Source organism: Bacteroides ndongoniae, from assembly GCF_900108345.1.
Lineage (GTDB): Bacteria > Bacteroidota > Bacteroidia > Bacteroidales > Bacteroidaceae > Bacteroides > Bacteroides ndongoniae.
The window spans coordinates 407,236-426,477 of sequence record NZ_FNVV01000012.1; the positions used below are offsets into that span (position 1 = coordinate 407,236).

Genomic DNA, 19,242 nt, shown 5'->3' on the forward strand with positions numbered 1-19,242 from the left:
CCGCAGCCAATGGGGTTGCTGTTTTTAGGGGGAGGAGAGGGATATTATTTCTTTCCTTCAGCCTCGTCGGCATGGTGCGGATAGTCGATGGTGTAGTGCAATCCGCGGCTTTCCTTGCGCTCCATGGCCTGCTTGGTGATGAGGTAACCTACATTAATCATGTTGCGCAGTTCGCACAGCTCGCGAGTGGCCTTGCAGCTCTTGAAGAGGCGTTCGGTCTCCTCGTAGAGGATGTCCAGACGATTCCAGGCACGGGTCAGACGGACGTTGCTGCGTACGATACCCACGTACGACTCCATGATCTGATTTACTTCTTTCATGCTCTGTGTGATGAGTACGCGTTCTTCGTTACTGATGGTACCTTCGTCGTTCCATTCGGGGATGTCGTCGTTGAAGTCGTAACGTTCGAGCACACTCAACGCATGTTTGGCAGCAGCGTCGGCATAGACCACGGCTTCGATGAGCGAGTTCGATGCCAGACGGTTACCGCCGTGCAGGCCTGTACACGAACATTCGCCGATGGCGTACAGACGGCGGATGCTGCTCTGTCCGTCCAGGTCGACTTTGATACCGCCGCAAAGGTAGTGGGCGGCAGGTGCTACGGGGATGTAGTCCTTGGTTATGTCGATGCCGATGCTGAGGCACTTCTTATAGATGTTGGGGAAGTGGCGTTTGGTCTCTTCGGGATCTTTGTGCGTAACGTCCAAGTAGACGTGGTCCTCACCGCGCTGTTTCATCTCGTTGTCGATGGCGCGTGCCACGATGTCGCGCGGAGCCAGTGAGAGGCGAGGGTCGTACTTCTGCATGAACTCTTTGCCGTCCATGGTGCGGAGCACGCCGCCGTAACCGCGCATGGCTTCGGTGATGAGGAAGGAAGGACGGTCGCCTGGATGATAGAGTGCCGTGGGGTGGAATTGGATGAATTCCATGTCCTTCACCGCTCCCTTGGCACGATAGACCATGGCAATGCCGTCGCCCGTGGCAACCAGCGGATTGGTGGTATGACGATAGACGGCTTCGCAACCTCCTGTAGCCATCACGGTCACTTTAGAGAGGAAGGTATCTACTTCGCCCGTAGCTTCGTTCAGCACGTAGGCACCGTAGCATTTGATGCCCGGTGTGTAGCGCGTTACGATGATACCCAAGTGATGTTGCGTGATGATTTCTACTGCATAGAAGTTGGTGAATATGGTGATGTTGGGATGCTGCTTCACGGCTTCGATGAGCGAAGTCTGTATTTCGGCTCCCGTATTGTCCTTGTGGTGCAGGATGCGGAACTCCGAGTGTCCGCCCTCTTTGTGCAGGTCGAAATTTCCGTCTTCTTTCTTGTCGAAGTTGACGCCCCAGTTGATGAGTTCCTTGATTTGGGCGGGTGCATTACGTACTACTTTTTCTACCGCCGCGCGGTCGCTGATCCAGTCGCCGGCAATCATGGTGTCTTCGATGTGCTTTTCGAAGTTATCCACGGCCAGGTTGGTTACCGAGGCGATGCCTCCTTGTGCAAAATAGGTGTTGGCCTCTTCCATTCCGGCCTTACAGATGAGGGCTACCGTCCCCTTTTCCGCCACTTTCAGGGCAAAACTCATACCGGCTATACCTGAGCCGATGACGAGGAAATCGAACTTTCTTACCATAATGTATATTATTAGCAATTGCAAAACTACAAAATAAGTGCATTGCTTGTGCGCTTTCCTGCTGAAAATCGTTTAAACAATTTTGTTTCAGCTATCTTTCTTTTGTCATAATCACATCTTCGGGCACCGAGAATCCGCGTGGCTTACTTTCTTCTTCAATTCGTTTTATCTCTTCTTCATCTCCTATTATTTCGCCTTCAAATTCCCACCAAAGTCCTTGTTTTTCGTCCAGTTTCCAATGTAGTTTGGTGGGAGATAACAATGTCATGCTATTGGCGCTGATTCCAGTCCCAAAAATGTGTTTCTTCTTCATGTCGTAAAATCTAAATGCAGTGTAATTGGGCTCTTTGGGATTACTATATTCACCCCAAATAAAGATATTATAATCTGGTAGTTTGGAGTATTGTATGGTAGGCAAATCCAAAATAGGTCTGATATAATCATCCTGTATTATTCCTTTAATAGATAGGGAATACCCGCCGACAAGGGTTTCTCTGGATTTTCCTGTGCCTGGGTAGGTAGTATGTCCTTTTTGCAGTTTAATTTTAAACACTGTGTCATTTTTTTCGTACACCCAGGTTCCTACGAAATCATCATTATAAGATTGAGAAAAAGCACTAAGAAAAATAACTGTCAAGGCTGTAAATAGAATAATGCGTTTCATTTTAATAAGTATTTTTAGTAAGCTAAGCAAAAGACGTCTTTTAGTTTTTCATGACCATCACTATCCATTGGATACCAATCTTTTAATTCCATATTATCAGAGTCTGGATTATATGTTGAGTAGTTAAAAAGGACACTTATGCCAGATTTAGAATCATTTAGGAAGTCTATAAATCGGGCGATGGCGGTATCAACACTCTTGGGTTGGTTCGGTATGATTTTACTATTGTATATTGATTGGGATGAATTGTCTAAAATTCCTTTTACAAACTCTGCAAATTTCTTTTCGTCCATTATTACTAACGACAGACATCCCATGGTTGTTACTATCCCGTATGAGAAATGCTCTACGTCTATCTGACTGTGGCTGTACCTGTATGCTAAATTTTTCAAGTCGGCCCAAGAAGGAATACAACTGCCAGCAGGATGACTGTGGTATTGTTCGGTGATTTTCATTCCTTTCAGTAGAGATTCATTGTACTTCACTTTGTTTGTTTCCCTTATTGCCGGAGAGATATACTCTCCAGTACTAGTCTTAATCCATCTATTCTCTAGGTCACCGTTATGGTAATTATTGACTTCTTCGAAAAGGGTTTCAACATGGTGGATTAATTCATTGTCAAGTGACATCCTTTCTGCCCTTCCACAAGGCTCATTGGCAGGATTACGTGGTTCGTCGTTTTGGGGCTGCTCATTGTCGCCTTGGCCGCCAATGACGGAGCTACTTCCTCCTCCACTGCCTCCATTTATCTTGCTGCCAGATAGTGAGCCTTCGCCAGGATCGGGGTGCTGATTCCATTTTTCAGGCTCCTCTATCCAAAATATGTGGTCAAAACAATCGGTATACCGGTATTCCAGGTGGCCGGCAGTACCGGTGTATATATCGTTGCAGGTTGTGATGACGATAGGCTGGGCTATACGTGTTTGCGGACTTTGCGCGATTTTCAGTACAATGTTTGTTTCATTGTCTGTTCCAAACACACGGTAAGTCATGAAGTCAGACAGGAACCTCCAATCACTATTATTAGGGTTATCAGCTGGTTGCACTACGGTGTACAATATTTTCTTCTCGGTTTCGGTGAACACCCATACGGTAGTAATTTGTCGTCTACCATCGTTAGGGAGTATAGGTACGAAACAAATATTGCCCAACTCGCCTTTCTCTAACCATGAACAGTTCCAAAGAGGTAAACCATAGGTTTGGCGGAAAGTGTCAACAAACGGATGACAGGAATCAACTTGTTGTAGGATGGGAATAAGGTGGCCGAAACGAGCCGTATCCGAATAAGCAAAAAAACAGTCAGGTATTCCAGTTTCTCTCAAACTACGTGTGGACATCAGCTCATAGTGTTTTTCGAAATCTATATGGCGTCCGTCTTCATGCAGGCAGGCAACGAACCAGCAAGTTGTCGCAAATAACAGGTAAAAGCAGGTTCTGCGAGCTATTTTCTTATAAGTTTTTTTCATGGTAAATGTGCAATTCGCTTAAATACAGTATTAGTTTGTCGCAAAACTACAAAATAAGTGCATTGCTTGTGCGCTTTCCTGCTGAAAATACATACCTTTACCGCAAAAAACAAAGAAACTATGGATAGAGTGTTCCATGCCCGTATTGCTACGGGCCGTTACTTGGCGTTACTTTTGTTTACCTTCATGCTGGTCTATTGCCTGTGGGTGAAGTACATTTTGATAGCTGTTCTGTGGGGCATTCTGTTGCTTCATTTCATCGAAAAGATTATTCACACTACGTATACGCTGACCACCGACGGCCGTCTGCTGATTTATGAAGGGCGTTTTTCGCGTCTTCGCGAGCGTCCGTTGTCCGAGGTAGTATCAGTAGAACGCCGTTCATCCATGCAGGTAGCGGGCTGTGCACTGGTGCGCTACGTGCTGATCACTTATCGGGATGGCAAGCACGACGCCCTCCAGCCGACAGATGAGGAAGAGTTCATACGGGTGCTGGAGAAGCGGCGGCGGGAATGCAGCTTGTAGTTACTCGGAAGCCGATGAGGGAAGAAAAGGCTCTACAACGGTATTTGATTTTGCGTATAAAGCTTTCGTATAGGTGAGCTTGCCTTTAAACTGTTTTGTTTTTTCACTGAATTCATCTTTCAATGTCAGCAGATAGGTGTTGCATATTTCTTCGTAATATACGGTGATTTCGTAGGTCATTTGGGTATAAGGGGGGACAATTGTGCTTTCTTTCATGTGCAGGGAACCGGGATATTCGCTGTAACCTTCGCTGTAATAAATGCTATCTCCCAAATAATAAATAAGAAGACTGTCGCAACTTTCGATGTTGAAAGCTTGTGGATCGTTGCTTTCCCAAACGACTTTTGTTTTTGGGTCGGTTGTTGCATCGTAGGTGATTGTGGCTTCTGTTGGGTTTTCAGAGACTGTAGGAATTAATTTTTCTTCGATTTGTCTGCTACTTTCCTCGAAGAACTCGATGTGGGAGAACACGTAGTTTTCGGGTCTTGCGTCGTCATCCGAACAACTTGCAAGAAGGATACAAAGTATACCTGCAATTAATGGAAAGAATCTCGGTGTTTTCATGATATTGAGTTTAAACAAGTTTACAGGTATAAAAATAGCTTTTCTTTTCAGATAATCCAATCTTTTTCTTTCTGTTTAACATATTCTGTCATAAAACCGATGCCGATAGATTAGAAAATAGATAGAAGAGATGTTCTCAACGGAAGCAAATTGTTTTATTTTTCTGAATAAAGCTTAAATATATTTCTTAGTTTGCAGTCTTTTAGAGATCACTGCGTCCATATCATGCAGAATAAAAAAACTGAAGAATATGGAATTGAATTGTGCGATTTTGCATGCCGACCAAGAAACGATTAACAGACTGGAGGAATACATCGGTAAAGTACCCTTTTTGTCGTTACGCGGTAAATACACTAATCCGCTGGAAGCATTGAAAGAGTATTATGAAACGAAAGTAGAAGTCTATTTTGTCGGTATCTGCCAGGAATATGAAGGTGGAATTGGCGGTATGGATTTTTGTAGAATGCTTTCTTTGCCTACCCGTGTGATTTTTGTGGCAGAAAGCAGCCGGTATGCAGCCGAATGTTTTCGGTTGGATGCTTTGGACTATCTGGAAGGCGAGGTAGATTTTTCCATTTTCTTTCAGGCAGTCAATAAGGCTGTACGTTGGTTTGCTTTGCAGAACAGTCCGGTGGCCGAAGGAGTGGTTCAGAAAATGGCAGTCGAAGATGCGCCCCGTATGATTTATGTCAGGTCGGATAACCGGATTATCAGGTTGGAACTGAGTGAGATTAACTATATTGAGGGTTTGGGCGATTATGTCAAAATCTTCTGCCGGAGAAGTTCGAAGCCGGTTATCAGTCTGTGCAGTATGAAGTATCTGGAGGAAAAACTGCCTGCGGATGAGTTTATACGCATACACCGCTCGTTCATTGTCCGTAAGGGCTGCATTGATGCTATCGGGCGAAGTTCGGTCATAGTCGAAGAGAAAGATGTTCCGATTGGCGATGCTTATCGTGAACGGTTGAAGCATTTCATTTCGCGATTGGCTGTACTGTGACCGATTCAGTAGATTAGGAGTTACTCCTTATAGGCTTTCAATATTTGTCCGGATAGTAGGCGACATTCCTCCCGAAGGTAGGCGACCTTCGGGTTGATAGTAGGCAACCTTCGACAGGAAGGCAGGAAGTATTCGTTATCGGATGTGAATATGTTTTGTCATTATACATATTCTTTTCCTATTCTCTTTCCAATAAAGCAGATTTGTTCCTTTTTATCTGTTTATTTCAGTTTGAATTTCGATATCTTTTCGCCGAAGGTCAGATTCAGGTTCAGGCTGAAGCGGTTTTCTTGCATCAAGTTGCTGCGCGAATTGATTTGTTTACGCCAGGTGGCACCCAACGACAGGTAGGAATAACGTATCGGAAAACTTACGCCTATGTTGGTTTCGAGATAGTACATCTTACCGTTTTTCAGGTTGATATATGAGTTGCTGAACCCCAGACCACCCATAATTTCGGTGCATCGCGGCAGGCGTGGATTGGTAGCGTAGATGCCGCCAATGTTGACTTTGTGCTGGTTTTCGTATTTCATCGAAGTGTACGACGATACGTTTCGGCTCCAGTCTACATAATTATAGTCGATGGCAGTTGTCCAGTGTCCATTGTGGAGCGAGATACCTGTGCCGATGTGCATGGGCAAGTATTGCGTAGGACTATGGTAACTTTTATCGAGGCTTTCGCTGGTAGACGAGTTGGAGTAAGTCAGTGTGTTGTCGTGACTTATTTTCATGGAAGGGGCGAATACCAGTCCGAACGACCATGTACGTTGTTGATGGTCGGCCAGTTCGTAATAGATTCCCAAGTCTGTGTAGAAAGCTTTCTTGGTGGATTCGTATTGTACAACGGCACTTTCCTGGGTTTCGCTTTGTGTGGCTGTGCCCAGTACCATACCCAAGTTGATACCTACAGACAGCTGGGGTGTCAGAGCAAAGGCGTTGGTGATGTAACAGCGGTACAATCCTCCGGTACCTTCGAATGATGAGTAGGTATAAGCACCCGGATCACCTTCTATTTCTTCTTCTGTCTGTATCAGATAACCTATGCTGCTATAAGGCGATGCTCCGATCATGGCATACCATCGGGGCAGGACGCGGAATCCCAGACTGAAACGGTTAGGATTGCCGGTCAGGCTTGAGCTGTTGTCGCTAAGGAAAGAATAACGTGCATAGGCAGCCGATGCACCCAGATCAAAAGTGAAGCAAAGGGTATCCATGTGGGTGATGGCGGCTGGGTTTAGGGTGTTCTGGAATCCATTGCGGTTCAATGCGATACCAATATTTCCCATACCGGCATAACGTCCGCCTTCACCGTTGTTCAGTTCGCCGATGCCGTGCATGGATGTAGGCAGGTTGGTGGTGTTCTGTGCCGGACAGAACAGGCAGAAGAACAGGCATATGCCTGACAGTATGATGATTTTTTTATGATTGTGTTTCATAAGTTTCATTGCTCGTTATAGATTTTTATTCTGATATCAAGTCTGCATTGCCTGTCTTTATCGGGAGCATTGGTGAATACCACCTGATTGAAAGTAGTGGCCATTTCTCCTTCTTCCAGGCTCATCAGCAACTTTTGCCGTTTGTTGCCCCATGTTCCGAAATTGTTTCGAATGAACTGGGTCATGTCAAAAGAGTAATAGGTTTCGCGGCCGTACATTTCGTCTATGGTCAGGTTGCCAGTCTGTACCGTTACGCCGTCGCTGCCATAGACATAATCTTCTAGAACATTGTTTTCGTCGGTGATGTAAAGTCGCAGTTCTTCGGGGAGCTGACTGACTTCATTGTACGAGTGTGCCAAAGGATACAGGTAGAGGGTAGCACTTTCTATCGAAACTATTTCTCCTGCGCTTTGCAGTTCGTTCAGGTCGGGAAATTCGATTTGATTGTAGTAACCCGTCAGTCCTTGCAGATAGGCACGGTAGCCCATACTGCTGGCATGAACCAGATTTCCGATACCTCCGCTGATGCTGTCGAGTGAAGTGTTTGTGGTGTTGTGGCGAACGCTGGTATATGCATATTCGCTATTGACGCTGAAGGTCAGTTTGCTTTCGGTAGTTTGGTTGGAGATATCGCGGTAGTGCAGGTTGATGCTCATCGAAGAGTCGTTCACCAGAAAGCCGGTGATGCAGCTGCCGTCAAGATCGGCTACAAGAGCAAGACGGGAAACGTCTTCTTAAAGTTTTCCTGTGAGTTGAGATAATCGTTCTCGGTGAGGATGTCGTTGAACAATTGTTGGCCCATTGCGTCGGGCAGGCGTACCGTTACTTCGCGTTGACGGCCGGGTTGCGGCAGATAGCTGAAGCGGGTCAGCGGGGTATCTTCCGTAGCCATGACGGTAGTGTTGTACAAGTCTTCGTCATTGTCGAGTACGATGGGCGATTTCAGCCGGTAGACTGATATGTACTGGGGCGTCAGCGTATCGCCCCAATAGTGTCCGCTGGGAATCATGCGCAACACCAGTGAGTCGAACTGGTAATCGTGCCCGCTGGAGGTGCTGAAGGAGTTTTTCGAGTATTCGGCACAGTAAGTGGCTGACACTTCGCCCCACAGGGTGTCCTGATAGTAGCCGAATTGGCAGATGGTGTCTTCGCGCGTTTCGATGGAGTCCAGCAGAATGGTGCTCAGGTCTACCGTGCAACTGTTGGTGAATATGTTGTAGAATGAGCTTTCTACCAGACTGCTCCCTAAACTGGAGTTATTGTCTTGGCAGGCGTAGCAGACGATGATGGCCGCAAGCAGGCTATACAATAGTTTTCTCATAGTGTTCCGTTTTCATTTTTTTCTGCAAAGGAAAAGGAAAAGTAGGGCATGCTCCTATCAAAATCGGCGGTTGGGCCATTTTTGCCGTTAAACGCTTCGGACGGTTGCCTGAAGGGCGTTTATCGGATATTGACCCCTGTTGGTCGGTTCTTTTTGCATACATCCGGAGCATGGTCTATTTTCGCCACGCAATACAGACGGGGAAAAAAGGATAATTCGCGAGTTCCTTTCCCTCGATTGCTGGGCAAACAGCTTACGGAACATGAATTAAATCATTAAACAAACAGTTTTATATGTATATGAATCGATTATTATTGGGAATGATGCTGCCGCTGGTCCTGCTGGCCGGAAGCAGCTGTACGGACGATGACGAGTACACGCAGGGACAATGGATGAAGCGATCAGGCTTCGAGGCCGAACCGCGTGCCTATGCCTGCAGCTTCACCATCGACGAGAAGGGATACTTGTGTGGAGGTTTTCGTGGAGCAAATAAAGAATATATGAATGACCTCTGGGTGTACGACATGAATAACAACAACTGGGAACAGCTGGCCAACATGCCGACCGTAGGCCGCAAGTATGCTACGGGTTTTGCACTGAACAGGAAGGGATATGTGACTACAGGCTCGGTGAAAGACGGAAGCTACTCGAACTATGTGGCCGATACGTGGGAGTATGATCCGGTTTCGGACTCGTGGACGCAGAAAGACGATTATAAAGGAGGTCCGCGTGACGGTGCCTTGGCATTTGTGATAGGTGGATATGCTTATGTAGGTACGGGCTACAACGAAGACACACAGGGCAGTTACAAGGACTTCTACCGTTTCGATCCCAATGCGGCAGCCGGCTCGCAGTGGACGAAAGATGCCGGTAACGGCGGAGGACCCGAAAAGCGTGCCTATGGTACGGCTTTCGTCATCGACGATGTGGCTTACGTGTGTTGCGGCACGGACAACAGTACCAATCTGAGCGACTTCTGGAAGTTTGACGGAACTACCTGGACGCAATTGCGCGACATTGCCAATACGAACAGCGACGAAGACTATGACGACGATTACGCCATTGCCCGTTATAGCACAGTGTCTTTCGTCATCGACGGTTATGCTTACATTGCGACCGGCTACCGGAGCGGTGTGACAGCCGACTATTGGAAGTACGACCCAGACCAGGATTTGTGGTACGGCGACTCGGATGACGACTTTACGCCGCTGACCGACGTGCACAATAACTATTCGGGAGCCTCTTCACGCGACGGAGCGGTATCGTTCTCGAACGGAAAACGGGGCTTTGTACTGACCGGACAGTCGGGAGGCAGCTACTTTGACGACGTGTACGAACTGTTGCCCGACGAGCAGGAAGATGTATAATGCAAAGAAGGAAAAAGAAATGTATCGTGTGAAGCTGACGTTTATTGTGAAGACGGGTATGTTGTCTGTAATGGCAGCATACCTTTCTTGCTGTATGGGTGGTTCGCGCCCGACCGGGGAGAACGAGTTGCGTTGCCTGACGTTGGAAGTAAATGGAGGGTATGGTTATGCGATTCTGTGTGGCGAAGATACGCTGATTCGCCAGACCCGCATACCGGCCATTGGTGGGGGAAAGGCGTTTGACACCCGCCGCGATGCCATGCAGGTAGGGAAACTGGTTTGCCGGAAACTGTTTGATGGAGAATCGCCTTCGGTCACTCCCGACGAGGTGAAAGAGGCCCTGAAACAGGCGCGCAACAAATAAATCTGTGGCTATGCTGCCCGTATTTGAAATACTTGTTGTATCTTGCGAGCAAATATCTTAAAACGTTAAAATGCCATGGATAAATATCAAATTGCCATTATCGGCGGAGGTCCTGCGGGATATACGGCTGCCGAAGCTGCCGGAAAGGCAGGAATGAGTGTGGTACTTTTCGAGAAAAACAGCCTTGGAGGCGTCTGTCTGAACGAAGGCTGCATCCCAACCAAGACATTGCTGTATTCGGCCAAGACGTACGACGGCGCACGCCATGCGGCGAAGTATGCCGTTTCGGCAGAGAACGTCGGGTTCGACCTGCCCAAAATCATTGCCCGCAAGCAGAAAGTGGTGCGCAAGCTGGTGCTGGGTGTGAAGGGAAAACTGACCGCCCACGGTGTGAAGATAGTGACCGGCGCGGCCGAAGTGGTGGACAAGAACCACGTGCGTTGTGGCGAAGAGGTGTACGAATGCGACAACCTGCTGCTCTGCACCGGTTCGGAGACCTTCATTCCGCCCATTGTGGGAGTCGACACCGTGCCCTACTGGACGCATCGCGATGCGCTCGACAACAAGGAGTTGCCCCAGTCGCTGACCATTATCGGCGGTGGAGTTATCGGCATGGAGTTCGCTTCGTTCTTCAACAGTCTGGGCGTGCAGGTGACGGTTGTCGAAATGATGGACGAGATTCTGGGAGGCATGGATAAGGAACTTTCGGCCCTCCTGCGTGCCGAGTACGCCAAGCGTGGCGTGAAGTTCATGCTTAGTACGAAGGTCGTTTCGCTGGCAATGGCCGAAGACGGCAGCGGACAGGTGCAGGTGAATTACGAGAACGCCGAGGGCGCCGGTTCAGTTGTGGCTGAGCGGTTGCTGATGAGTGTGGGCCGTCGTCCGGTGACGAAAGGTTTCGGACTGGAAAACTTGGAACTGCAGAAGACCGAACGGGGTAGCATCGTGGTGGACGAACACATGCAGACATCCCTGGCGGGCGTATACGTCTGTGGCGACCTGACAGGTTTCTCGCTGCTGGCACATACTGCCGTGCGCGAAGCCGAGGTAGCAGTCAACCACATTGCCGGCAGAGAAGATGCGATGAGCTACCGTGCCATCCCCGGTGTGGTATATACGAATCCCGAGATAGCCGGCGTGGGCGAGACCGAAGAGTCGCTGCAACGGAAAGGCATCGCGTGCCGTGTGGTCAAGTTGCCGATGGCTTACAGTGGTCGTTTTGTGGCCGAAAACGAAGGTGTCAACGGAGTATGCAAGCTGTTGATTGCCGACGATGACACCATTCTGGGCGCACACGTGCTGGGCAACCCGGCCAGCGAAATCATCACCCTGGCAGGTATGGCGATAGAACTGAAACTGACTGTGGCAGAGTGGAAAAAGATTGTTTTCCCGCATCCCACAGTAGGCGAGATTTTCCGCGAGGCACTGTGAGTTTGAGAGACACTTGTACGGCTCGTGAACCACACTTGCACGGCTCGCGAGCCGTACTTGTGTTCTACGCGAGCCGTGCAAGTGTTTCTCACAACCCCTTTTTCCCCTGTATAAAACCCCGGTCGTTTGCTCCCGAAACCCCAGGCATTTTCCCATAAAACCCGGCGGGTTTTCTACGGAAACTCCAGGCGTTTTCTTCCGAAACTCCAGCCTTTTTTCCTCGAAACTCCGGCCTGTGCCGCAAAAAAGCTCTGCTTCCGCTTGCGTATTCGTCGGCTTTTTGCTTCATTTGCTTCACTGAATATCACAGATGACTATGAAGCGGATTATCCTGCAGGCGTGTTGCCTGCTTTTGTTTTCTTGGCTGTTCGCGCACCGTGCCTCTGCACAGCAGGCCGACAGTGTGGCGACACTTGCCTCGCGCATCGATTCCTTGTTGAAGTATGAGTTGCCCGCCGGTGCCCATGCCGGCCTTTGCATTTACGACCTTACTGCCGGACGTATGCTCTACGAATATCAGGCCGACAAGCTGTCGCGCCCGGCTTCGACCATGAAAGTGATGACGGCCATTACGGCCCTGTCGCAGCAGGGCATCGACGAACCTTTCCGCACCGAACTGTGGACCCGTGGGCGCATCGTGGGCGATACGCTGAAGGGCGACCTGTACGTCGTAGGCGGTTTCGACCCCGAACTGGACGAAACCGACCTGAAGGAGCTGATTGGCGGACTGACAAAGCGGGGCATCCGTGTGCTGGACGGACGCATTGTGGGCGATGTATCGATGAAAGATTCGCTCTATTGGGGAACGGGCTGGTTGTGGGACGACACTCCTTCCACCTTTCAGCCCTATCTTTCGTCGCTGATGCTCAACAAAGGTGTGCTGCAAGTCACGCTGCGTCCTGCCGAACGTGGCCTGGCGGCACGGGTCGAATGCAGTCCGGCTTCTACCTATTATACTATAGATAACCGGACACGCAGCCGCACGTCTGCCGCAGGTCCCTTGCGGGTGGACCGCAACTGGTTGGAAAACGGCAATTGCGTCAGTCTGCGCGGCAATGTGCAGTCGGCAGTGACCCGGTCGCTCAACCTGTTCGATTCGGGTCGCATGTTTATGCACGTCTTTGTGGAGCGCTTGCAGGAAGCGGGCATCCGCTGTATGTCCGTTGCCGACAGCACCCGCGAATCCATTGCGTCGGCCTACAGTTTCGGCGAACTGCCGCACGATTCACTGGCCGTGAGACTGGCACGGCACGAAACACCCATGCAGACTGTACTCAACGTGATGCTGAAAGAGAGCGATAACCTGAACGCCGAAGCCATGCTGTGTCGCGCGGGCGTGCTGGCTACGGGCAAGAAACGCGTTTCTGCCGACGACGGGCTGGACGCCATGCGAGCACTGATTCGGAAAATCGGACTGAATCCTTCCCATTACAGACTGGCCGATGGTTGCGGTCTTTCGCACTACGACTATCTGTCGCCCGAGCTGTTGGTGGCCATGTTGCGCTACGCCTATTCGCGCACCGACATCTTTGCCCCGCTCTACAAGGCCCTGCCTGTAAGTGGCATGGACGGTACGTTGAAGTACCGCATGGGATACGGCACACCGGCCTTCCGGCAGGTACATGCCAAGACAGGCTCGTATACCGGCATCAATGCGCTGGCTGGCTATCTGAAGACGAAAGGCGGACACTGGGTGGCCTTCGCCATCATGACGCAGAACGCGCTTTCGGCACGTCAGGCACGGGCCTTTCAGGATGCGGTCTGCGAGTCGCTTTGTTCCTTACCGTTCGAATAAGCACGGTAGCGGGCGGGCGACATGCCTACATGCGCTTTCACGTACTTGCCGAAGAATGACTGGTTGGGGAAGTTGAACATCTCGGCAATCTCCTTGACAGACATGTCCGATTGTCTCAGCTGATATTTTATCTGTTCGATGGCGTATTCGTTGATCCACTCCGTAGGTGTGCGTCCGCTGACCTCTTTGATAGCGCTGGAGATGTATTTGGGCGAGTAGCACAACCGGTCGGCATAGTGGCTCACGGAGCGGTGTATTCCGCCGTCTTCCGACACTTCCTTCATGAACTGCCTGAAAATCCGTTTACTGCGGTCGGCTTTAATTCCCGTTTCTTCGATTGTGTCGGAATGTTTCTGGATGCCTGCCAGCATTTCGTGGAGCAGAGCCGAAAAGAGGTGTCCCAGAATTTCCTGCCGGTAGGGATGCGAGGTGTCGCCTATTTTGTCCATAATCAGCTCGTTGTACAGGCCAATGTTGTGGATTCCCTTTGTATTTTTGTCCGTCACTTGGGCAAACACCGGGTTCTTGTAGATGTAATACAAGGCTTTTTCCGCTGCCTTCCCCCGCTTCATTGTCTGTTGCATGAATTTGGTGGAGAAGCCTATCATGCTGATTTTGTGACGGGAGCTGACCAACATATCGCTCAGAATCATGGTGGGCAGGCAGATAAATGCCTCTCCCGTCTGCAGTTGATAGCCTTTTCCGTTGACGCTCAGCTGGAGTTTGCCTTCGATGCAGGTCACGATGATGAACAGGTTCAGCCTGATCATTTGGTTGGATTCGGGCAAGTTATCTATGTTTCGCGCCACGACGACGTTTTCGTCCACATAGTCCACGTAGTCTTCATCCATTTCTTCCTTATACTTTCTGAAGTAGTCGATGTCGACTGTGGCAATTGTTTCTTTTTCCAAATACATAATTATAATCTATTATTTAAGTTATAAACCGGTATCATTTTGGCCGGTTGCGGAGGTAGGCTACGGGCAACTTGCAAAGTCTTTCTGTTTCCCGGAGATTTCCGCACCAGTTTGTCTTTCGAGGACGGGTGTTCTCCTCTTCCACTGCAAAGGTGTAGAATATTAGGAAAAACAGGCTGTTCTATTTGCCATAAAAGCTGTTCAATTGTTCTTTTTGCAATATTTTTTAAGTAAAACAATCCGGTTGTAGGAAATATGGAACATCGATTAAGGCGTATGGATAACCTGTAGGTTGTTCCGTTCGTCTATCTTTGCGTCAGTTTCTAAACCAATAATTCGAATATGAAAAAGTTAAAAGGTAAACAGATGCGACTGATGACACTCGTCGGTTGCACGTTTTTGGGATTGACATCATGCAAGCAGGCATCGGATGCCGCAGTGCAATCCTCTTCTTACGAGACTATGACGGTGGCTACCACCGATAAGGAACTTTCCACCTCCTATTCCGCCACTATCCGCGGACGGCAGGACATTGACATCTATCCGCAAGTATCGGGTACGATTGTACGGCTCTGCGTGACCGAAGGTGAAGCCGTGCGTCAAGGTCAGTTACTTTTCATTATCGATCAGGTTCCGTATAAAGCAGCCCTGAAGACGGCCGAGGCCAATGTAGCGACAGCCCGTGCCTCTTTGGCTACAGCCGAGCTGAACTATGGTAGCCAGAAGGAACTGTATGCGCAGAAAGTCGTATCAGAGTTCAGTCTGAAGACGGCTCAGAACAATTACCTCACTGCCAAGGCACAACTGGCACAGGCCGAGGCACAGGAAGTGAATGCCCGTAATAACCTCTCATATACCGAAGTAAAGAGTCCCAGCAACGGCGTTGTGGGTGCTTTGCCTTATCGTGTAGGTGCATTGGTCAGCTCGGCCATGGCACAACCTCTTACTACGGTGAGCGACAATAGCACGATGTACGTCTATTTCTCCATGACCGAAAATCAGCTGCTCTCCCTCACCCGTCAGTACGGTTCGATGGACGAGGCACTGAAGAACATGCCCGAAGTAACACTGACCCTGAACGATAACTCCGTATATGCCGAGAAAGGAAAAATCGAATCCATCAGTGGTGTCATCGACCGCCAGACGGGTACGGTCATTGCACGTGCCGTTTTCCCAAACGAATCACGTCTGCTGCACAGTGGAGCCTCCGGCAGTGTATCTATTCCCAGTGTCTACAAGGATTGTATTGTCATCCCGCAGGGAGCAGCCGTACAGATGCAGGACAAATATCTGGTGTATAAGGTAGTGGACGGAAAGGCCGCTTCTACACTGGTTTCGGTAGCACCGATAAACAACGGTCGCGAATTTGTAGTAATGGACGGCCTGAAGCCAGGCGAGGAAATCGTGGCGAAAGGAGCCGGATTGTTGAGAGAGGGAATGCAGATAAAATAACCTAAGTTTTGCTTTCGGCAAAACCTGCAGGAGCTGAAGGAGTTGAAGGGAACCGTTCCCGAACTTCTTGACTCCCATAAACAACGAACATTATGAAAGGAAACATATTCATTAAACGGCCGGTGATGGCCATCTCCATCTCCGTCCTTATTTTTGCTATCGGCCTGATTTCGCTGTTCACGTTGCCTGTGGAACAATATCCTGATATTGCACCACCTACAGTATACGTATCAGCCACTTATACGGGTGCCGATGCAGATGCCGTGATGAACGGCGTTATCATGCCGTTGGAGGAGAGTATCAACGGTGTGGAAAACATGATTTACATGACCTCGACGGCTACCAATAACGGTTCAGCTACCATACAGGTCTACTTCAAGCAAGGTACCGACCCCGATATGGCGGCAGTGAACGTGCAGAACCGTGTGACGCAGGCACAGGGATTGTTGCCTGCCGAGGTAACACAAATCGGTGTGACCACGCAGAAACGTCAGACCAGCTTTCTGCAAATCAATTCACTGGTCTGCACCAACGGGCGTTACGACCAGGCATTTATCGGAAACTACCTTGATATCAATGTTGTGCCCCAGATCAAGCGTATTGCCGGTGTGGGCGACGTGATGGCGATGAACGCCCCTTACAGTATCCGTATCTGGATGAAACCTGACCGAATGGCGCAGTATGGCCTGGTACCTTCGGACATCAGTGCAGTATTGGCTATGCAGAACCTGGAGGCACCTACGGGCTCATTGGGCGAGAATTCGGATAATGTATACCAGCTCACCATGAAGTATCGTGGCCGTCTGAAAGAAGTATCTGACTTTGAGAACATCGTCGTACGTGCACAGGAAGACGGTTCTGTTCTTCGTCTGAAGGATGTAGCCGAAGTAGAGCTGGGTGCATTGAGCTATAGTTACCAAGGCGAGATGGACGGTAAGACAGCCATTGCCTTCATGGCCTTCCAGACGGCAGGATCGAACGCTACTGCCGTGAATGCCGAAATCTCGGCTTTGCTCGATGAGTTGTCAAAAGACCTGCCCGAAGGATTGGAGTTTGTCAATCTGATGAGTTCTAATGACTTCCTGTATGCTTCGATTTACAGTATTGTAGAGACGTTGGTTATTGCCATTATTCTGGTTATCCTGGTGGTATACTTCTTCCTGCAGGATTTCAAGAGTACGCTTATTCCTTCTATATCTATCATCGTTTCGTTGGTAGGTACGTTTGCCTGCCTGATTGCTGCAGGCTTCAGTCTGAACATTCTGACCATGTTTGCGTTGGTGTTGGCCATCGGTACGGTGGTGGATGATGCTATCGTGGTGGTTGAGGCGGTACAGGAGAAGTTCGACTCTGGCTACAAGTCGCCTTACCTTGCTACCAAAGATGCGATGGGCGATGTGACGATGGCCATCATTTCTTGTACTTGTGTGTTCATGGCCGTGTTTATCCCTGTGACTTTCATGGGTGGTACGTCCGGTGTTTTCTACACACAGTTCGGTATTACTATGGCTACTTCCGTAGGTCTCTCCATGATATGTGCCCTGACACTGTGTCCGGCATTGTGCGCCTTGCTGATGCGTCCGGCATCAGGTACGAAGAGTGCCAAGAGTATTAATGGTCGTGTTCGTGCCGCTTACAATGCTTCTTATACCGCTTTGTTGGGCAAGTATAAGAAAGGTGTGATGTTTGCCATCCACCATCGTTGGATGTGTTGGGCAGCTCTGGTTGCTGCTGTTGTGCTGCTGGTATTCTTTATGAACACCACCAAAACAGGACTTGTACCGCAGGAAGACCAGGGTACCATCATGGCCAATGTCAGCACTGCTCCAGGTAGCACACTGAAGGAGACCACTCAGGTGCTGGATAAAGTAGATGCCATTCTGACCAATACTCCCGAAGTAGCCCACTTCCAGCGTGTAGCCGGTTACGGTTTCCTTTCTGGACAGGGTACGTCGTATGGTATGATTATCATCCGTCTGAAAGACTGGAGCGAACGTAGTGGCAGTGAACATTCGGCAGAAGCCGTGATGGGTCGCCTCAATGCTCAGTTTGCCCAGATAAAGGATGCACAGATATTCTGCTTCCAGACGCCTATGATTCCGGGCTACGGTATGGGTAACTCGGTAGAATTGAACATGCAGGACAAGACGGGTGGCGACATGACCACTTTCTATCATGCTGTGCTGCAATATCTCGGTGCGCTGAACCAACGTCCGGAGGTGGCAATGGCTTATACGACCTATGCCGAGAACTTCCCGCAGATTTCGGTAGATGTAGACGCTGCCAAATGTATGCGTGCCGGCATTTCACCCAACGAAGTACTGAGCGTATTGGGTAGCTATTGTGGTGGTTCGTATGTGTCCAACTACAATAAGTTTGGCAAGATGTACCGCGTGATGCTTCAGGCCGATCCAAAATATCGTTTGGACCAGATGGATCTGAGCAATATGTTTGTGCGCAACGGTACGGAGATGGCTCCTCTCAGCCAGTTCGTTACGTTGAGCAAGACCGAAGGTGCCGAAATCAAGAACCGTTTCAACCTGTTCAGTTCTATCTCTGTCAACGTGAATGTAGCCGAAGGATATTCTACCGGTGAGGTACAGAAAGCGATTGCCGAAGTGGCCGAACAGATGTTGCCTTCGGGCTACAGTTACGAGTACGGTGGCATTTCGCGTGAGGAGGCCAATACCAGCCAGTTCCAGACAGTGTTTATCTACAGTATTTGTGTCTTCCTGATTTACCTGATTCTGGCCTGTCTTTACGAGAGCTTCCTGGTACCGTTTGCCGTTATCCTCTCTGTGCCGTTCGGTATGTTCGGATCGTTCTTGTTTGCCAAGCTCTTCGGACTGGAGAACAACATTTATATGCAGACAGGTATGATTATGCTGATCGGTCTGTTAGCCAAGACAGCCATCCTGATTACGGAGTTTGCCATCGAGCGTCGGCGCAAGGGCATGGGTATTATTGAGTCGGCCTATGCAGCAGCACAGGTACGTTTCCGTCCTATCCTGATGACGGTGCTTACCATGATATTCGGTATGCTTCCGCTGATGTTCTCCAGTGGTGCGGGTGCCAACGGTAACTCGTCATTGGGTACTACCGTCGTGGGTGGTATGCTGATCGGAACCCTTGCATTGTTGTTCGTTGTGCCGGTATTCTACATTATCTTCGAATATATGCAGGAGAAGATTCGTCCGCACCAGGAACTGGAAGCCGATGCTCAGGTGCAATTGGAGCGCGAAAGAAGCCTGGCAGAACGTAGTGGGTTTAATGAGGAGAAATAATCATTCTTAAAAAATTAATCCA

At 49.2% G+C, this 19,242-nt stretch carries 16 protein-coding genes; 8 read left to right on the top strand and 8 right to left on the bottom strand.

Annotation, left to right across the window (positions count from 1 at the left end; genetic code table 11):
- Positions 1-44 precede the first annotated feature (44 nt).
- The 3 genes from nadB to BQ5591_RS01945 form a co-directional block, all read right to left on the bottom strand.
- Positions 45-1,634, bottom strand: coding sequence for an L-aspartate oxidase (gene nadB / locus BQ5591_RS01935; protein WP_022163200.1), 1,590 nt, complete (start codon positions 1,632-1,634; stop codon positions 45-47).
- Positions 1,635-1,725: 91 nt separating this feature from the next.
- Positions 1,726-2,298 carry a DUF6705 family protein gene (locus BQ5591_RS01940; protein WP_071148558.1) on the bottom strand — a complete coding sequence of 191 codons (573 nt, stop codon included), beginning with the start codon at positions 2,296-2,298 and terminating at the stop codon, positions 1,726-1,728.
- Positions 2,299-2,312: 14 nt separating this feature from the next.
- On the bottom strand, positions 2,313-3,764 hold the full coding sequence (locus tag BQ5591_RS01945) for a hypothetical protein (RefSeq protein ID WP_159434412.1): 1,452 nt from the start codon (positions 3,762-3,764) through the stop codon (positions 2,313-2,315).
- Positions 3,765-3,884: 120 nt separating this feature from the next.
- On the opposite strand from BQ5591_RS01945, the gene BQ5591_RS01950 reads away from it, so the two are divergent.
- Positions 3,885-4,289, top strand: a complete 405-nt coding sequence (locus BQ5591_RS01950; RefSeq protein ID WP_071148559.1) for a PH domain-containing protein — start codon at positions 3,885-3,887, stop codon at positions 4,287-4,289.
- Here the strand turns inward: BQ5591_RS01950 and BQ5591_RS01955 are convergent, their stop codons facing one another.
- Complete coding sequence (locus tag BQ5591_RS01955) at positions 4,290-4,913, bottom strand: hypothetical protein (RefSeq protein ID WP_071148226.1); 624 nt, start codon at positions 4,911-4,913, stop codon at positions 4,290-4,292.
- Positions 4,914-5,103: 190 nt separating this feature from the next.
- On the opposite strand from BQ5591_RS01955, the gene BQ5591_RS01960 reads away from it, so the two are divergent.
- Positions 5,104-5,853, top strand: a complete 750-nt coding sequence (locus BQ5591_RS01960; protein ID WP_071148227.1) for a LytR/AlgR family response regulator transcription factor — start codon at positions 5,104-5,106, stop codon at positions 5,851-5,853.
- Positions 5,854-6,074: 221 nt separating this feature from the next.
- On the opposite strand, the gene BQ5591_RS01965 is transcribed toward BQ5591_RS01960, so the two are convergent.
- The 3 genes from BQ5591_RS01965 to BQ5591_RS21745 all read right to left on the bottom strand — a co-directional run bounded on the left by BQ5591_RS01965 (position 6,075) and on the right by BQ5591_RS21745 (position 8,610).
- Positions 6,075-7,190, bottom strand: a complete 1,116-nt coding sequence (locus BQ5591_RS01965; protein ID WP_394331793.1) for a BamG family beta-barrel-assembly machinery protein — start codon at positions 7,188-7,190, stop codon at positions 6,075-6,077.
- A 104-nt stretch (positions 7,191-7,294) separates the two neighbouring features.
- On the bottom strand, positions 7,295-7,945 hold the full coding sequence (locus BQ5591_RS21740) for a DUF4270 family protein (protein WP_235817021.1): 651 nt from the start codon (positions 7,943-7,945) through the stop codon (positions 7,295-7,297).
- Between the two features lie 50 nt (positions 7,946-7,995).
- A complete protein-coding gene (locus BQ5591_RS21745) occupies positions 7,996-8,610 on the bottom strand; it encodes a DUF4270 family protein (RefSeq protein WP_235817022.1) in 615 nt (204 codons plus the stop codon).
- Between the two features lie 299 nt (positions 8,611-8,909).
- Here BQ5591_RS21745 and BQ5591_RS01975 point away from each other — a divergent pair, with 299 nt between their 5' ends.
- The 4 genes from BQ5591_RS01975 to dacB all read left to right on the top strand — a co-directional run bounded on the left by BQ5591_RS01975 (position 8,910) and on the right by dacB (position 13,567).
- Positions 8,910-9,977, top strand: a complete 1,068-nt coding sequence (locus BQ5591_RS01975) for a Kelch repeat-containing protein (protein ID WP_071148561.1) — start codon at positions 8,910-8,912, stop codon at positions 9,975-9,977.
- Positions 9,970-10,341, top strand: a complete 372-nt coding sequence (locus BQ5591_RS01980; RefSeq protein ID WP_235817023.1) for a DUF4907 domain-containing protein — start codon at positions 9,970-9,972, stop codon at positions 10,339-10,341. Before BQ5591_RS01975 ends, BQ5591_RS01980 begins: the two co-directional genes overlap by 8 nt.
- Before the next feature lie 75 nt (positions 10,342-10,416).
- The gene (gene lpdA / locus BQ5591_RS01985; RefSeq protein ID WP_071148228.1) at positions 10,417-11,772 is read left to right on the top strand and encodes a dihydrolipoyl dehydrogenase; all 1,356 of its coding nucleotides are present in this window, start codon (positions 10,417-10,419) and stop codon (positions 11,770-11,772) included.
- Positions 11,773-12,088: 316 nt separating this feature from the next.
- The gene (dacB, locus tag BQ5591_RS01995; protein WP_071148230.1) at positions 12,089-13,567 is read left to right on the top strand and encodes a D-alanyl-D-alanine carboxypeptidase/D-alanyl-D-alanine endopeptidase; all 1,479 of its coding nucleotides are present in this window, start codon (positions 12,089-12,091) and stop codon (positions 13,565-13,567) included.
- Here dacB and BQ5591_RS02000 read toward each other — a convergent pair.
- On the bottom strand, positions 13,522-14,484 hold the full coding sequence (locus BQ5591_RS02000; protein ID WP_083380845.1) for a helix-turn-helix domain-containing protein: 963 nt from the start codon (positions 14,482-14,484) through the stop codon (positions 13,522-13,524). The genes dacB and BQ5591_RS02000 overlap by 46 nt on opposite strands.
- A gap of 342 nt (positions 14,485-14,826) precedes the next feature.
- Between BQ5591_RS02000 and BQ5591_RS02005 the strand changes: the two genes are divergently transcribed.
- Together BQ5591_RS02005 and BQ5591_RS02010 are read left to right on the top strand one after the other, a co-directional pair.
- Positions 14,827-15,936 (top strand): efflux RND transporter periplasmic adaptor subunit, encoded by a 1,110-nt coding sequence (locus tag BQ5591_RS02005; protein WP_071148231.1) that lies wholly within the window; start codon positions 14,827-14,829, stop codon positions 15,934-15,936.
- A gap of 92 nt (positions 15,937-16,028) precedes the next feature.
- Positions 16,029-19,220 carry an efflux RND transporter permease subunit gene (locus BQ5591_RS02010; protein ID WP_071148232.1) on the top strand — a complete coding sequence of 1,064 codons (3,192 nt, stop codon included), beginning with the start codon at positions 16,029-16,031 and terminating at the stop codon, positions 19,218-19,220.
- Positions 19,221-19,242 lie beyond the last annotated feature (22 nt).

Excerpts from the sequence above, each read along its gene's own strand:
- nadB (WP_022163200.1), bottom strand. The coding sequence starts at position 1,634 with ATGGTAAGAAAGTTCGATTTCCTCGTCATCGGCTCAGGTATAGCCGGT.
- BQ5591_RS01940 (WP_071148558.1), bottom strand. The coding sequence starts at position 2,298 with ATGAAACGCATTATTCTATTTACAGCCTTGACAGTTATTTTTCTTAGT.
- BQ5591_RS01945 (WP_159434412.1), bottom strand. The coding sequence starts at position 3,764 with ATGAAAAAAACTTATAAGAAAATAGCTCGCAGAACCTGCTTTTACCTG.
- BQ5591_RS01950 (WP_071148559.1), top strand. The coding sequence starts at position 3,885 with ATGGATAGAGTGTTCCATGCCCGTATTGCTACGGGCCGTTACTTGGCG.
- BQ5591_RS01960 (WP_071148227.1), top strand. The coding sequence starts at position 5,104 with ATGGAATTGAATTGTGCGATTTTGCATGCCGACCAAGAAACGATTAAC.
- BQ5591_RS01965 (WP_394331793.1), bottom strand. The coding sequence starts at position 7,190 with ATGCACGGCATCGGCGAACTGAACAACGGTGAAGGCGGACGTTATGCC.
- BQ5591_RS21740 (WP_235817021.1), bottom strand. The coding sequence starts at position 7,945 with ATGAGCATCAACCTGCACTACCGCGATATCTCCAACCAAACTACCGAA.
- BQ5591_RS21745 (WP_235817022.1), bottom strand. The coding sequence starts at position 8,610 with ATGAGAAAACTATTGTATAGCCTGCTTGCGGCCATCATCGTCTGCTAC.
- BQ5591_RS01975 (WP_071148561.1), top strand. The coding sequence starts at position 8,910 with ATGAATCGATTATTATTGGGAATGATGCTGCCGCTGGTCCTGCTGGCC.
- BQ5591_RS01980 (WP_235817023.1), top strand. The coding sequence starts at position 9,970 with ATGTATAATGCAAAGAAGGAAAAAGAAATGTATCGTGTGAAGCTGACG.
- lpdA (WP_071148228.1), top strand. The coding sequence starts at position 10,417 with ATGGATAAATATCAAATTGCCATTATCGGCGGAGGTCCTGCGGGATAT.
- dacB (WP_071148230.1), top strand. The coding sequence starts at position 12,089 with ATGAAGCGGATTATCCTGCAGGCGTGTTGCCTGCTTTTGTTTTCTTGG.
- BQ5591_RS02000 (WP_083380845.1), bottom strand. The coding sequence starts at position 14,484 with ATGTATTTGGAAAAAGAAACAATTGCCACAGTCGACATCGACTACTTC.
- BQ5591_RS02005 (WP_071148231.1), top strand. The coding sequence starts at position 14,827 with ATGAAAAAGTTAAAAGGTAAACAGATGCGACTGATGACACTCGTCGGT.
- BQ5591_RS02010 (WP_071148232.1), top strand. The coding sequence starts at position 16,029 with ATGAAAGGAAACATATTCATTAAACGGCCGGTGATGGCCATCTCCATC.